This window comes from Bartonella sp. MM73XJBT.G (genome assembly GCF_028618435.1).
GTDB lineage: Bacteria > Pseudomonadota > Alphaproteobacteria > Rhizobiales > Rhizobiaceae > Bartonella.
The window spans coordinates 22414-38832 of record NZ_JAQISW010000014.1 but is presented as its reverse complement, the minus strand read 5'-3'; the positions used below and the strand labels follow the sequence as shown (position 1 = coordinate 38832).

General features: G+C 35.3%; 13 protein-coding genes. 5 read left to right on the top strand and 8 right to left on the bottom strand.

What is annotated here, in order from left to right; translation table 11 throughout:
• The first annotated feature begins 15 nt into the window (after nt 1-15).
• The gene (gene lipB, locus PVV59_RS07530; protein WP_273755529.1) at nt 16-753 is read left to right on the top strand and encodes a lipoyl(octanoyl) transferase LipB; all 738 of its coding nucleotides are present in this window, start codon (nt 16-18) and stop codon (nt 751-753) included.
• An 82-nt stretch (nt 754-835) separates the two neighbouring features.
• Nucleotides 836-2902 (top strand): DNA topoisomerase IV subunit B, encoded by a 2067-nt coding sequence (parE, locus tag PVV59_RS07525; RefSeq protein WP_273755528.1) that lies wholly within the window; start codon nt 836-838, stop codon nt 2900-2902.
• Between the two features lie 19 nt (nt 2903-2921).
• Here the strand turns inward: parE and recJ are convergent, their stop codons facing one another.
• Nucleotides 2922-4706 (bottom strand): single-stranded-DNA-specific exonuclease RecJ, encoded by a 1785-nt coding sequence (gene recJ, locus PVV59_RS07520; RefSeq protein ID WP_273755527.1) that lies wholly within the window; start codon nt 4704-4706, stop codon nt 2922-2924.
• Nucleotides 4707-5013: 307 nt separating this feature from the next.
• Between recJ and rplM the strand changes: the two genes are divergently transcribed.
• Both rplM and rpsI read left to right on the top strand, forming a co-directional pair.
• Entirely contained in the window at nt 5014-5478 is a 465-nt protein-coding gene (gene rplM, locus PVV59_RS07515; RefSeq protein ID WP_273755526.1) for a 50S ribosomal protein L13, read from the top strand.
• Between the two features lie 2 nt (nt 5479-5480).
• Nucleotides 5481-5966 (top strand): 30S ribosomal protein S9, encoded by a 486-nt coding sequence (rpsI, locus tag PVV59_RS07510; RefSeq protein WP_273755525.1) that lies wholly within the window; start codon nt 5481-5483, stop codon nt 5964-5966.
• Nucleotides 5967-6292: 326 nt separating this feature from the next.
• On the opposite strand, the gene PVV59_RS07505 is transcribed toward rpsI, so the two are convergent.
• The 7 genes from PVV59_RS07505 to PVV59_RS07475 all read right to left on the bottom strand — a co-directional run bounded on the left by PVV59_RS07505 (nt 6293) and on the right by PVV59_RS07475 (nt 13864).
• A complete protein-coding gene (locus PVV59_RS07505; RefSeq protein ID WP_273755524.1) occupies nt 6293-6658 on the bottom strand; it encodes a response regulator in 366 nt (121 codons plus the stop codon).
• Nucleotides 6659-7210: 552 nt separating this feature from the next.
• Nucleotides 7211-7573, bottom strand: coding sequence for a hypothetical protein (locus PVV59_RS07500; RefSeq protein WP_342753289.1), 363 nt, complete (start codon nt 7571-7573; stop codon nt 7211-7213).
• Nucleotides 7574-8985: 1412 nt separating this feature from the next.
• A complete protein-coding gene (locus tag PVV59_RS07495) occupies nt 8986-9174 on the bottom strand; it encodes a hypothetical protein (protein WP_273755522.1) in 189 nt (62 codons plus the stop codon).
• 574 nt (nt 9175-9748) lie between these two features.
• Nucleotides 9749-10537, bottom strand: a complete 789-nt coding sequence (locus tag PVV59_RS07490) for an ABC-2 family transporter protein (protein ID WP_273755521.1) — start codon at nt 10535-10537, stop codon at nt 9749-9751.
• Nucleotides 10521-11255, bottom strand: coding sequence for an ABC-2 family transporter protein (locus PVV59_RS07485; protein WP_273755520.1), 735 nt, complete (start codon nt 11253-11255; stop codon nt 10521-10523). The genes PVV59_RS07490 and PVV59_RS07485 overlap by 17 nt, the downstream gene beginning before the upstream one ends.
• A gap of 64 nt (nt 11256-11319) precedes the next feature.
• Entirely contained in the window at nt 11320-12339 is a 1020-nt protein-coding gene (locus tag PVV59_RS07480; RefSeq protein ID WP_273755519.1) for an ATP-binding cassette domain-containing protein, read from the bottom strand.
• A gap of 541 nt (nt 12340-12880) precedes the next feature.
• A complete protein-coding gene (locus PVV59_RS07475) occupies nt 12881-13864 on the bottom strand; it encodes an RluA family pseudouridine synthase (RefSeq protein WP_273755518.1) in 984 nt (327 codons plus the stop codon).
• A gap of 236 nt (nt 13865-14100) precedes the next feature.
• On the opposite strand from PVV59_RS07475, the gene PVV59_RS07470 reads away from it, so the two are divergent.
• Nucleotides 14101-15930 (top strand): glucan ABC transporter ATP-binding protein/ permease, encoded by a 1830-nt coding sequence (locus PVV59_RS07470; protein WP_273755517.1) that lies wholly within the window; start codon nt 14101-14103, stop codon nt 15928-15930.
• Nucleotides 15931-16419 lie beyond the last annotated feature (489 nt).

Below are 16419 nucleotides of genomic sequence, written 5' to 3'. Positions count from 1 at the left end.
AGATAAATATTGCCAATGACATTTGAATTGAAACATAGAGATCGTAGTCACTTATCGCATCATTTTAATGCAATTCTCGGAAATTCACCCGTTGAATGGAAAATAAGTGATCATTTGGTTGAATATCCTGAAGCGCTGCGTTATATGCAGGAGCGTGTGGAAAAAATTCTTGCAAAAACTGCCCATGAGCAGGTTTGGCTTCTTGAACACCCTTCCCTTTATACAGCAGGTACGAGTGCAGATAAAAAGGATCTTTTAGCGCCTCATTTATTTCCTGTTTATGAAGCAGGACGTGGAGGTGAATTTACTTACCACGGTCCAGGGCAGCGTATTGCTTATATTATGCTTGATCTTAAACGCCGAAAACAAGACATTCGTGCTTTCATTAGTGCATTAGAAGAATGGATCATACAGATGCTTGCAAGCTTTAATATTAAAGGCGAACGCAGAGAAGATCGCGTTGGTGTCTGGGTTAAACAGTCTCATGGCCCATCAAAACAAAATGATCTTTCTTCCGAAGATAAAATTGCGGCGATTGGCATTCGAGTTCGCAAATGGATAAGTTTTCATGGTGTTTCTATCAATGTTAATCCTAATTTAGCTCATTACTCAGGAATTGTTCCTTGTGGAATTACAAACCACGGTGTAACAAGCTTTCTTGATCTAGGATGTCCTGTAACAATGCATGATATTGATATTGCTCTCAAACAGGCTTTTGAACAAATTTTTGGTCCAACAATTGATGTTTCCTAACTGCATTGATTTTTAAATAAAAAACGGGCATAAAATTTACTTTAGTAAATATTTTATTTTATGAGGTAAATAGTTAAACGCTATGAGCGATAACAACAAGGATCTTTTTAGTGTTTTTAATAAAGCCCAACCTAGGGTAAATACAAAAGAAAGCACTCTGCAATCTCCAATGAAATTAAAAGAAATGATTTCAAAAAAAAGTGCAAAAAATACGCAAGAGGACGACTATAATGCCCTCTCTATTCGAGTGCTTGAGGGTTTAGAACCTGTACGTTTACGCCCTGGAATGTATATTGGTGGAACAGACAGTAAAGCACTTCACCATTTATTTGCCGAAATTATTGATAATGCGATGGATGAAGCTGTTGCTGGTTATGCAGACTCCATTGAAGTCTCATTAGATAGGAATGGTTATATAACCGTTACAGATAACGGACGCGGTATTCCTGTCGAAAATCATCCTCAAATGCCTGACAAATCAACTCTAGAAGTTATTATGACACAACTCCACTCCGGAGGAAAATTTGATGGAAAAGCATATAAAACCGCGGGCGGGCTTCATGGAGTAGGAATTTCTGTCGTTAATGCTCTGTCAGATGATATGGAAGTTGAAGTTGCACGAGAACGAAAACTTTACCGCCAACGCTTCTCACGCGGTATTCCTCAATCTGGATTGGAAGATTTGGGAGATGTTTATAATCGCCGTGGTACACGTGTTCGTTTTCATCCTGATCGTGAAATTTTTGGTGAAAAAGCAGCTTTTGATCCGGAAAAAATTTACCAGATAGCACGCTCTAAAGCCTATCTTTTTGGCGGTGTAAAAATTCGCTGGACTTGTGATCCAGTCATACTTGAAGGCATAAAAAATATTCCTGAAAAGGCTGTTTTTCATTTTCCCAATGGGCTTAAAGACTATTTACTTGCGTCATTAAAAGATGAATATCGCGTCACATCAGAAATTTTTTCTGGAAAAATACAACAAAATAATGGTCATGGTTGTGTTGAATGGGCCATCGCTTGGCATGGCGGAGATCCTTGTGTGCAATCTTATTGCAATACTATTCCTACCGGAGAAGGTGGAACACACGAAACAGGACTGCGTCAAGCTCTTTTGCGTGGCTTAAAATCTTACGCTGAGTTAATAGGAAACAAGCGCGCAGCAATCATTACATCAGACGATATTATGATTTCAACAGTGGCAATACTTTCACTTTTCATCAAAAATCCTGAGTTCGTTGGACAAACAAAAGATCGATTAGCAACAATCGAAGCGCAACGTATCGTTGAAAATGCAATCCGCGATCCTTTTGATCATTGGTTAGCAAACTCCCCCCAAGAAGCAACGAAACTTCTTGATTGGGTTATTGAACGTGCTGAAGAACGTGTTAAACGACGTCAAGATAGAGAAATAAGTCGAAAAACAGCTGTCCGTAAATTACGTCTTCCTGGTAAGCTTGCAGATTGTAGCCAAAACCATGCTACGGGTGCTGAATTATTCATTGTTGAGGGGGATTCTGCAGGGGGATCTGCTAAACAAGCAAGAAATAGAGCAAACCAAGCAATTTTACCTCTTCGTGGTAAAATCCTCAACGTTGCCAGTGCAGCCCATGAAAAAATGAATTCAAGCCAAACAATTAGTGATCTTATCCTAGCTCTTGGATGTGGAACACGCTCTAAATATCGTGAAAAAGATCTCAGATATGAACGTATTATCATTATGACAGATGCAGATGTTGACGGTGCTCATATTGCGTCACTGCTCATTACCTTCTTTTTTCAAGAAATGCCTGACCTTATTCATCAGGGACATTTATATCTTGCCGTCCCTCCCCTTTATAGAATATCGCAAGGAGGAAAAGTTGCTTATGCACGTGATGACATCCATAAGGATGAGCTACTTAAGACTGAATTTACAGGAAAAGCTAAAATTGAAATCGGGCGTTTTAAAGGGCTGGGTGAGATGCGTGCGGAACAACTTAAAGAAACAACGATGCATCCTCAAAAACGTACATTGCTTCGTGTTTCTATTAATGCCGTTGAAATACAAGAAACAAAAAAGACCGTAGATAATCTCATGGGAACAAAACCAGAAGCACGATTTCGTTTCATACAAGAAAACTCTACTTTTGCTTCTAATTTAGATATCTAATGTAAAAAAAATATCTCTTTTAAACTACTGCAGCAGCATCAATCACACGCAGTTGTGGATTGATCGTTCCATTCCAATAATTCAAACTAAGATGACCAGCTAAATGAATCATCTCACCAATATTTTTCGACAAAAAATCACCAAGCGCTGTCCCTACAGCACGAAAAGCTATTCCTTGCAGTTTCTTACCTTCCACATTAGATACAATGAGGCGAAGATGTCCTTTACCAACTTCAGATAGGTTCATTAATCGATGAGAGGGAAGAACAAAAACAGGTGTTGCATTCCCTGTCCCAAAAGGCCCAGCCTTTTCAAGCAACTCAAATAGTGCTTGATTAACACCAGAAGCAGAAAGAGAACCATCTATACTAAGAGACTTTTTTGCATGTAATTGTGAAACCATGACAGAAACTTTTTCTTCTAGCCATTTTCGAAAGCTTTCAATTTTTGTTGATTGAATTGTAATGCCCGCTGCCATACTATGTCCCCCTCCTTTTTCTAATAAATTGAGTGTAACAGCTTCACGAACGAGTGCCCCTAAATCTATGCCACTAATTGAGCGTCCCGATCCTACGCCATTTCCATCTTCTTTCAATGCAATAGCAAAAACAGGACAAAAAAAACGCTCTTTGAGACGGGAAGCAAGAATACCGATAATCCCCGGATGCCATTCTTTATGGGAAATGACAAGTGATAATGGTGTTTCTTGATCTTGATAAATAGAAGCAATATAAGATTCCGCCTGTGCTAATTGAATGTTCTCCATTTCTTGGCGTTCTTGATTAAGTTGATTTAATTGTTCTGCTATTCTGTCCGCCTCATCTTTATCCTCACAACTGAGTAAACGTGCCCCTAAAGCTTGGTCGCCAATACGTCCTCCTGCATTAATTCTAGGGCCTAACAAAAAACCTAAATGAAAACTATTAAGTGGCTCACCTATCCGTGCAACCTTTGTTAAAGCTGCTATCCCAGGATTATGCATAGAACGAGCAACTTGAAGTCCTTTCATCACAAAAGCGCGGTTAACCCCCTGTAATGGAACAACATCACATATGGTTGCCAAAGCAACAAGATCAAGTATACTGAGAAGATCAGGCAACGGTCCTTCGAATTGTTTTTTCCGCAGTAAACGATGAACCCAAGCTAACGTAACAAAGACAACACCTGCTGCACATAAATGCCCTTGTCCAGAAAAATCATCAGGGCGATTAGGATTGACAAGAGCAACGGCTTCTTGATGAACCTCTGACATTTGATGATGATCTAAAATGATAACATCAGCACCTGCAAGCCTTGCTGCTTTGACAGCTTCTGAACTGTTCGCCCCACAATCAACAGTAATAATTAAACGAGCACCTTCTTGCACAAGCATCCTCATTGCTTGTTCATTTGGCCCATAGCCTTCAATAATACGATCAGGAATATAAATTTTGACTTCAATCCCAAAATAGCGAAAAAAACGTGCTATGAGTGCTGATGCGCAAGCGCCATCAACATCATAATCACCAAAAACAGCAACCTGTTCTTGATTAAGAAGAGCCTTAATAATACGCTCTGCTGCGCATTGCATATCAACAAAACTTTCTGGATCAGGCATGAGCGTACGCAATGTTGGATTAATAAAAGCAACAGCTTCAGTTTCATCCACATCTCTTGCCGAGAGAACACGGGACAATTGATCTGGAAAACCAAATTTTTGAGAAATAGCACGCGCATTATTGATCCCTTGAATATCAAGGGCATCTAACCAAGCCTGACCACAAGCAGAAGATTCAACATTGAGAAAATAACGAGAGCGCTGCATTACTGCTTATGTTATAATGAAGGCGAATAAAATACAATCACGCGTTCAAGATAAAACAGTCTTTTACCACATTCATCCTCAATAAAGTGCACATAAGTACTTCCCTAATATAAGGTATTAAAATACCTCACTTATAACGCACTGTTTTATAAAGTTTTTATTTTCTCTTGACGTAAATCAAAAGACATTATATCAGAGTAAATAAGAGTAAATAATATGCGTTAAATACTTCGCTGTGCTAACAATTTTCAACGCAAACAATGGAAATGCCCTCATACTACAGGGGCTTTAATTAAAGGATACTTCTATGGCAACTTTTTCACAAAAGCCAACTGAAGTGGTGAAAAAATGGGTTATTATTGACGCAGAAAACCTTGTTTTAGGTCGTCTTGCCACATTTGTTGCGAACCGCTTACGTGGCAAACATAAAGCTACATTTACGCCACATGTTGATGATGGAGACAACGTCATCGTCATCAATGCCGATAAAATAGCTCTTACCGGTAAAAAATATACAGATAAAAAATATTATTGGCATACTGGCTATATTGGTGGAATCAAAGAACGTACAGCACGTCAGATTCTTGAAGGACGTTTTCCCGAACGCGTTATTGAAAAAGCTGTAGAACGTATGATTCCGCGTGGTCCCCTTGGGCGCCGTCAATTGAAGAATCTCCGTGTTTATGCTGGAAGCCAACATCCACATGAAGCACAACAGCCCGAGTCTCTTGACGTTAGTGCTTTAAACCGCAAAAACAAAAGGATTGCTTGATTATGGCTGAAATTAATTCTCTTGCTGAGCTCAGTGTCGTAACAAATACTGTAGAAGCTCATGAAAATGTCACTCCCATCCACGTACAAAAGCTTGATTCACAAGGGCGTGCTTATGCAACAGGAAAACGTAAAGATGCTGTTGCTCGCGTATGGATTAAACCAGGTTCTGGAAAAATTACCATTAACAACAAAGAATTTGACAAATATTTTGCTCGTCCTGTTTTGAGAATGATTCTTCGTCAACCAATTGTTGCAACAAATAGAGATACCCAATTTGATATTATTGCAACCGTTGCAGGTGGTGGTCTTTCTGGACAAGCCGGTGCAGTACGCCATGGTATTTCAAAAGCTTTAACTTATTACGAACCAGAACTTCGTCCAATTTTGAAAAAAGGGGGGTTCCTTACCCGCGATAGCCGTGTCGTTGAACGTAAAAAATACGGTAAAGCAAAAGCGCGTCGTTCTTTCCAGTTTTCGAAACGTTAATTCCAATATTTGTCTAATATTTCGTATAATATATAGAGCCCCGTTTTTATCGGGGCTTTTTTCGCTCTGTTAAAACAGATTTTTAGATGAATGTAGGAATAAATCTATACCACTTAGAAGAAAACAAGAGCGAAAAACGACCACTTCTCTTAAGAGAAAAACTAAGAGACATAAACTAAAAAAATCAAAATTTCCTTTCAATTTTTCAAGTCTGTTTTGATAACTTTAATATATCCACCTGCTAAAGTACAAAAATACTTGCATGATAACTTTAGCAATCTCATACACATTTCCAATGTCTTTTTTTATCATCACTTAACAAAACTTTAGTCCACAAAATGCTTTACCATTGTGATAAAATGGGGGACAGAAATAGGCTTTGACATATATTCTTCACATCCACTGGCACGAATTCGTTCCTCGTCTCCCTTCATAGCAAAAGCTGTTACAGCAACAACAGGGATTGATCTCAGTTCCTCATCTCCTTTTAATTGTTTAATAACATCTATTCCAGAAACCTCTGGTAACTGAATATCCACAAGGATAAGAGACGGCATCGATGAACGCGCCAAATCTAATGCCATAAGACCATTACGTGTTTCAACCGTTTCATAGCCACTCGCTTCTACAAGATCACGGAATAACTTCATATTAAGCTCATTATCTTCCACGATCATGACTTTCTTTGACATTCGTATAACTCCGCCCTTCTCAGATAAAATAAAGAAATAGAAATGAATCCACATTCTCTTTGTTTAAGATAAAATGATAAAAAAAATTGTAAACTACAAAGAGACAAAAAGCTTTCAATAAAAGAATTTTTACGAATATTTGTAAGACGTATCACTATGATTTTTCAGTTTATCAGAAAGAAAATTCACAATAACCATAATTATATTACTCTGTATTTTTTAGTAGATACACAAAGTTTATGGATATCTCAATTAAAGCAGATGATAACCCTGTTACTTTTGCAAAAAGATATATATTTTTATCATAGAAAAATATTAACTACAGACTTAGTTCAAATGCATATTTTGAAGAGAAAAAAATTAATTAGCTTTTAAAAGCAGCTGATTATTTAAATTTAATCCCCTCTACACTGCTATCGTACAAACAATAACTTAATGATATAAAAGGATAAATTTATCAATATCATTAAAAGTAAAAAAACAAATAAACCGTGATTAAATATCACGGTTTATTTAATATAAACATTTAATAACAAAATAATTTAAAGTTCATCAAGGATTAAGAGCCCATGCACTATGAGCAACAGCATCAAACGTTCTTCCACCTGTCGCTCTGTTAGGACTCGGTGGCTTTCTCGTAAAGAAATATACAAGATATGCGATTAAACCAAAAAACGCGGTCTCTAGGCCCATTAAAGCTACAACCTTTTGGACATTTTCCTCAGCACCTTGTCCTCCAAATTGGCTCATAATCATATTAACAGCTTTAGTAACCCCATTTTCTTGTGTCATTACAGAAATGAAACCAGTATTTTGAAATCGATCATTTAAAGAATCGGCATTAGCACCCAAAACCTGTAAAAAGAAAATAGCCATTGCAACAACATACACTATACAATGCTTAAATATTTTCATTACAACCACCTATATAATATTGAATAAAATAATTTATATTTACTGTATCCTCTAAACAAAAAATATCGCATCATCTATCGATAATTTCTATTTATATTCTTAGAATAATAATATAACACAAAATTTTAATTAATAAATTTATTTTAATTATCATTTTATATTATATGATATTTATTATTAATACAATACATATTTAATTTACGTTGTCAATTGTTTAATTTGTGTTTTTTGTAATAATATAACTAATTTATTTTTTTGTTATAATTTTATTTTTAAAATATATAGTTAAAATATTATATTGTTATTTTTAGTTACACATAATATTTTTAATGTAGAACAATAAATTTTTTATAAAAATTATATTATTGAAATATTCTAATACAATAATTTTTCTTATTATAGATTGAAAATAAATAGCGAACCGCGTAAAACTTAGCGCACACACAAGCTTAGCTCTTTGATTGGAAAAACTTAAGTAACTTTGATACACATAGATTTTTTTATTTGTAAACAATCGATAGTTTATATACCCAATCAAAATTTGTTTTTGTGTTCTTATGTTGTCTAAAACGCTTTTATTATACATCAATATAGCTATATAATAATAAATCAAAAAATCTTACCTATATAATTTAAAAGAAAAATTTAGAATAAATCATACATTATCTATACGTTATTAAAATAAAAAGTAGTCATAATACTGAAAAATAGAAGACTCATTATAAATACTCATACTGCTACGGTATTTATTTTTTTCTTATATAATTTTTTAAAATTTTAGTAAAAAAATGTAAATGATACGCGAAAAATTCTCAATCTTTTCAAGATTTATATCTCAAATCACACCATTTTAATACTAACCATCAAAATTATATGATCATTTATTTTACAACATAACATTCAAGCATTATTTTTGTTTATTAAAAAAGAAACTGTCTAGATTTATTTTTCTATTTATTTCTTTAGCAAAAAATTAAAAACATAATTTTATTATTTATTACTGTAATCTATATATTAATAATAATAACTAAATTAATATATTACAAAATAACGATAATGATTGAATGAAATGCTTTTATAATAAATGTAACAAAATACGTCTATATTAATAATATCCACCATATAAATTAAAAACTAAATTAAATAATAATTATATTTAAACATAATTTATATATTTATATGAAGTAATATAATAATATAAATGCAATTATTGATGATTTTTATAAATTTATTTTTACTACGAACTTTATGAAAATAATATTAAACTTACTAAGATATAAGTAATAATTAAATTTTCTGAATTAAAACATAGAAAATTATAATTGACAAACATCCTAATAATATTTGTAAATATGTTTTTTTATTAACATATCTACAAAATTATTATGTTTTAGAGATATATTGCAGATATTCTATAAATTACCAACATTGATAAGAGTGATACACAGATCCAAAGTCCCACCGACTAAAGCACCGTTTATACTACCCTCCACTGTACCTAGTGCTACACTGCTGCAGCTGGCATCACCTGTTACAGCTAACGCAGCTGCTCCTATGATTCCTCCAAGAGCTCTGGCCTCTACCGCTCCAATAGGCACCACTATTGCTGTCCCTATTTGCTCTGCTATTTTTTCGTCCCACTACATGAAACACCAGAATCATATGATAGGTTCAAACTTCCCATTTCTAATCTCTTTATATATTTAACATTTTATCAAAATATTAAATCTCAAATAATTATTATATTTTTTAGAAAAATAAAATATTATTATAATATAAAATACAAAGTTTTCTTACCAAAATCATGAAATGATGACTCACCTCAATAATTTTTTATCCTTCTCTTGGTTTACAAAAAACACTAGAAATACATTTTTATGACGTTATTGAATCAATCTTGTTACTATTCATCGTCTTACCATTCGTTTTTGGCATCAAACTGCCATCTAACTCAAATAAAATTGATCTGAAATCAAGCCATTATCTCTGGTTTCTGTTCTCCCTTACTAACAGCTGTGAGAACATGCCAATATTACTCATCAATATATTTAACAAAAAACACCGCTGTATAAATTTTATATGCCTTATAGCGTCGGCGTAAATAACAATATTCTACAGCACAATAAAATTATTCACTCAATTTTTTTATTTTTATACATCAGGCAGACTTTTACATTATCCCCCTAATCCATTAAATTTACGCATTGTTTTCTTATAGACCATAAAAGTCATGGCAATGGAAAGAAAAGTGCTCAACAGAAGATATCCGATATTCCATTCATTTTTACCAAGCAGGAATGATACAGGGAGGGAAGCAGAAAAAGCTAGAGGCAGCAAAAACAGCAGCCATTTCACAAGATTTAAGGGATAGATTGCTATGGGGATAAAAGAAAGTTGGTAAAGCATGGCATGAAAATAGGCAACCGGCATCTTACGGTTGGTCATGAATGTTATAAAGTTAAACATCATGAAAAAACACATGTTTACGATAAAGGCACAACCAATTGCAATGATAAAGGAAAACCATTTCAGCTTTATTTCCGACATATTTGGTAGAGAGACAAAGGAATAAGAACTCACACCAACAAGCAAAAATTTAATCAGATAAAGAGGTCTGCACCAGCCAAGCAAGATTAACAGCCAAATTGAAACAGGCTTTGTCAAATAGCCCTCAATTTTACCTTCTGCTACTTTTTCAAAAAATGTTTCAATAGAACTGGTAAAAATATTTAAAAATATTCCAAGTAAAATGAAGACAACAAAGATAAAATGAATTTCATCTCTGCTATAGCTCCCAATATTTCCTGAAAAGCAAGAAATTCTGTCAATAAAGGTGAATTGAATAAAATAATAGCACAGAGAAAGAATAAATTCTCCAAAGAAGTTTTTACCATAAACAAGTTGTCGGCGCATATTCATACCGATAAAATAAAGAATTATTTTCATCTCATCCCCCCGCTCCATGATACGCTTTCATTCCTTTTTTCCAGACAAGATGAATAAAAAATAAAAGACACAAAATATAAAAAATACTCCCCAACATCAATTGTTGAAACACCGCTAAGTTTTTTGTGGAGAGGAATTCGGCAGGGGCTGATATGATGAAACGATAAGGATTAAACTTCATCAATGGAATAAGCCATGTTGGCCAAAAAGAGGGAGGTAAAAGGGTACCGCCAAGAAGTGCTGAACTAAGAATACTAAAAGAGAGCAAGATATTGTATTCAATCACCCAGAAACTCAATAAGGCAATGGCAAAGGAGAGAAAAAAACACAGTAATTGTGAGAGAACAAAAATGAGAAAAAATAATAAAAAAGCCATGACCAATCCTGAAATATTTTCATAGGATAAAAGAAGCTTTACAGTAAAAAGAGCGATTAAGGGAATGGCATAGAGCACACTTTCACCCAAAAAGGGCAACAGCATTTGTGTCATGTAACTGAATGGTTTGGTGAGATAGACTTCTAATTGACCTTCTTTCACATGTTTAGAGAAAGATTGAATGATGCCATAACCATTATTTAAGCGTGAAAAAACTAAGGCAAAGGCGTAATAATACATCATATCCTGAAAGCCAAAACCGTTTATGTTGTCGCCCGTATCAGAAAAAAGCGCATTCCACAACAGAAGTTGAATCATGAAAGGCGAGAGCGTCCCCATGACAAAATCAGTAAAAAACATTGCTCTGTCACTGAGGATGGTGAGCAGTCCGTTTTTGGCGAAGAGAAATAGAGCAAAGCAATGGTTAGATAAATTCTTTAAATTTAACACGGAGTATCTCTTCAAGTGAGGGAGTGGATACAGAAAACGGACAGTTAAGTTCTGTTGCGATTTCTCTTATGAAACGTGGAACATCTTCATGCAACAGTGAAATATCGAGTGTACATTTTTCATTGTTAAAGTGTTTCTCTTGTAAAGGAGCAGACAATTTTATGGCGAGTTCATCAATGTTTTTTATAAGGGTTGAGGGTGTTAGCAAATGTTCACAAAAAACAGTTATTCTCACACAAGAAGGGATCATCTCTTTAAGCCTATCCATAGTGCCATGAAACTGCTTCTTTCCTTTATGCAAAAGAATAATATCATCGACATAGCCATCAATATCTCCCATATCATGACTGGTGATGATATATCCTAAACCTTGCTCTCTTTTTAGTTTTTTAAGCAGTTCTCTGATTTCATGTTTGGAGGTAATATCAAGACCAATGGTTGGTTCATCTAAAAACAACAGCTTAGGTCTAAAGGACAAATTAAATGCCAATTCACTTTTTACTCTCTCACCAAGGCTTAGCATGCGCACGGGTTTATCCATGATATGCTCAATGTCTAATAACTCTGTGATTTCTTTAAGATCGCGGTAAAAAGAGCCAGGTTCAAGGTTATATAAGGGTTGAACCATTCTTAGACTATAGCGTAAGGGTAAATCCCACCATAAGCAATTTTTGTGACCAAAGACTACGCCAAGAGACTTAAACAAATCTTTTTTCGTTTTATAAGGATTAACGCCTAAGACTTTGACATCCCCCTCATCAGCGGCTTGTATACCAGAAAGTATTTTAATCAGTGTTGATTTTCCGGCTCCATTAGGTCCAACAATGGCGAGTGCTTGCCCTGAAAAAAGGGTGAAACTAATATCTTTTAGCACGTGATGGTTTCTATAGGTTGGCTTAAAAAGAGAAACCACCTTGTTTGTAAAACCAGGTGCACTGTCTACGCTGCGGTATATTTTTGAGACCTTGTTAAGATTAATCAATAATGATCTCATCAGACACTCCTCATTTCAACTTATCCCTCTTGGAACATTTCCATAATCTTTGAATAGATTTGTTTTTTCTTTTGGAAAAATAATCTTTCAGAAAAACGAACAGAAGAATAATTGATCATTGAAAGGTGCACTTTGCTCATAAGTTCTCATTGTATAAGCAAAGCTACAAACCATAAATCTATAAATATACCCAACCCCACCGCTAGCAGGATAAACTTCCTTGAAAACAACAATTTGTTGAGAAGCTGTTCTCCCTAAGAGTTCCTGTAAAAGTCTTCAATTATTTCCCATGAAAAAATTAAAAATTGCCATCACTTTTTCAGTCAATATCCTTCAGACTTTATCTCGTTCATCTTCCTGAACCAACATGCCTCCCCAATATATCACCTCTATAGATAATTCAAAAGAGCAGCTTCATAAGCCCAAGATTATCGAAGATACACCATTTTAAAAATAACAATACAGCCAATATGGACAAAGAACTGTAGGAATAAAATTGATAATATTTAAAAGTTCATAACTCAAAAACAAATGAAGTTTTTTATTCTGTTTCATCATCACGCTCATTAAAAGACAAAAGATTAAAACTTTGGACCATATGAGGGGGTAAAGGCGCAACAATATCCAATATGCCTCCTGAAGGATGAGGAATACGAATACGACGTGCATGAAGATGAAGGCGATTTTGAATGCCTCCTGGGAATGTCCAATTACTATCAGAAAAAAAATACTTTGAATCGCCAATGATAGGATGATCCATATGGGCAGCATGCACACGCAGTTGATGTGTTCTCCCCGTATAAGGTTCCATTTCAAGCCACGAAAGAGCTCGTCCGCGCGACTCTAAAACGCGATAATAGGAAACCGCATGATGTGAATCCGGCTCCCCATGATCACAAACACGCATTTTATCACCTTGTGCCGTCATTTCCTTAACCATCCACGTTGAAATTTTATCCTGTTTTTTTTTAGGAACGCCCCGAACCAACGCCCAATAAGTCTTTTTTGTTTCCCGTTCTCTAAAAGCAGCTGTTAAGGCCTGTGCAGCTCCCCTAGAACGGGCAACAATAAGCACCCCCGATGTCTCACGATCAAGACGATGAACCAAACGCGGCTTTTCACCTTTTTTATTGCGCCATACCTCAAGCATACTATCTATATGACGTGTTAAACCAGAGCCTCCTTGTACAGCAAGACCTGCTGGTTTGTTAAAAACAAAGACCTTTGGATCTTCATAGAGCAACATTTTTTTTAAAATGACTCCATCACCCTGTCCGCGAATTGTTTTATCTGTTATAGGAAGGCTTTCCTTTTTACCAACAAGTAAAGGCGGCACACGAACAACTTGACCTGTAAAAAGACGCGTATCGGCTTTAACACGTCCACCATCAACCCGTATCTGGCCAGAACGCAACAATTTTTGCAAAGCTCCAAATCCAAGCCCTGGATAATGCGCTTTAAACCAACGATCTAAACGCATTCCATTTTCATCTGTCTCAACTTTTTTTATTTCTACACCTGCCATGAAAGTTCCCTTACCTGATAATTTTCATCGCCCAATATTTTTTCCTGATAATTTTATTGATCTATTTTTGCACCTTTATAAACACAAAAATTCATATTCTCGTTGGCTTTATCACACCATATTACAATGAGTATTCAAATTTGCCTTTTCTTAACGTTCAATTTTTATTAGCTAGAATTCAAGCATTATAAAAATCAACAGCCTTTACGCTTAACAACGAATGGAGATCATTAACAGTGTCCTTATTCAAAACCTATGCACGTGTTCTCACTTACCTAAAGAGAGAGAAAAATGCATCCCTTTTGATCTGTAACGCTAATGTTATGTTAGCGATCATCACCATTGCAGAACCTATTTTATTTGGACGCGTTATTGATTCTATTACAGAAAAAACAGGGATAATCCCTACCCTTACCATTTGGGTTTGTTTTGGTCTTTCCCATATTATCGCTTATGTCCTTGTTGCTCGTGGTGCGGACCGCTTAGCCCATAGACTCCGTTTAACGATTTTAACAGAATCTTTTGAACGTATCATTGCCATGCCTTTAATTTGGCATCAACAACGCGGAACTTCCAACGTACTCCATACACTTTTGCGCGCAACAGACACCATGTCAAGCATATGGCTTGATTTTATGCGTCAACATCTCTCAACACTTGTCGCCTTATTGGTTCTCATCCCCACAGCCTTTAACATGAATTGGCGTCTTTCAATAGTCTTAGTTGTACTTGCCATCATCTATGTCTTAATTGCCCGTTTAGTAATGCGAAAAACAAAAAACGGACAAGCCGCTGTAGAATGCTATCACCATAACCTTTTTAAACATGTCAGTGATTCAATCTCCAATGTTTCTATTGTACAAAGTTATAACCGAATAAAGGAAGAAGCGTCCATACTGCACCAACATACAAATGCTCTGCTTAAAGCGCAAAATCCTGTTCTCAATTGGTGGGCGCTCGCCAGTGGCTTAAATCGAATGGCTTCCACAGTTTCAATCGTTTGTGTTCTTCTCCTTGGAGCTTTTTTTGTTGCAAGAGGTCAATTAAGGGTAGGTGAAGTCGTTGCTTTTGTCGGATTTGCACAACTCATGATTAGCCGTCTAGATCAAATGAGCAATTTTATTAATTGTGCTATATCCTCACAAACGAAACTGCAAGAGTTTTTTGAAATGGAAGACTCAACTTTCTCTATCAACGAACCACAAGATCTCCCTTCCCTACAAAATGTTAAAGGTGCTATACAATTTCATCACGTTACCTATAAATTCCCAAATTCTTCTCAAGGTGTTTTTGACATTTCCTTTGAGGTTAAAGCAGGGCAAACTGTTGCGATTGTAGGACCGACAGGAGGTGGAAAGACAACATTAATCAATTTATTGCAGCGCATATACGACCCTACCTTCGGACATATCTCCATTGATGGAATAAATATATGCTCGATCAATCGCGAATCTTTACGAAAATCTCTAGCAACAGTGTTTCAAGATACAGGACTTTTCAATCGCAGTATTCATGACAATATCTCAATAGGAAAAGAAAGTGCAACAAAGGAAGAACTTTACGAAGCAGCAAAAATAGCAGAAGCTCACGATTTTATTCTAAAAAAAGCTGATCGTTATAACACAATGGTGGGCGAACGAGGATCTCGATTATCAGGTGGAGAAAAACAACGGTTAGCAATTGCACGCGCAGTTTTAAAAAATGCTCCCATTCTCATTCTTGATGAAGCAACAAGCGCTCTTGATGTTGAAACAGAAGCACGTGTCAAAGATGCTCTTGATTGCATAAGTCATAACCGCACCACGTTCATTATAGCACATCGCCTCTCAACAATACGCAATGCTGATGTGGTACTCTTTCTAGAACAGGGTTATTTAATTGAAAAAGGAAGCTTTCAAGAATTGATCGATAAAGAGGGGCGTTTTTCTAAATTTTTAAAAGCAAGCAATTTAACAATCACGCCACCCAAAAGAGAAGGAAAAAATGAAAACGTCATCCCCTTACATGAAGCCATGCATCATAAAAATAATTACTCTTCACAAATCTCATGCAAAAAAATATCTTAATGCCAAAAATTACAAAAACACTTTATTCATGCAAATGCGGTAAGTGCACACAGAAAAATTTGAATTAATATATGTTTTATAATTTGCAAGAAAAACCTGTTCTCTTACACATAAGCCGCAAAGGAAACCAATAAAACAGCTCTAAAAAATGAACTTCTTATGAAGAGCGAGTAATAATTTAAGCAACTTGAAAAGAAAAAACGATATATTACAACTTCATAAGCTTAAGAAACTGTTCTGCAATAAATCTTTCGTTATCCTCTTCACAATTCTTATTGTGAAATAAGAATAGAGATATTTCTTTTAAAATCAATATAATAGATGCTATATTTCATGAAATATATGATCCGTTCAGTTCATATACAAAAGCACGAATCACCCCACAATTTTGCCAACGCAACACTGTTTTTTTATCTTTACAATTTTATCTCTCTCAATGAGACTGTATCTACATTTTAGTAATACACCAGACAGACATCCGTTTAGACG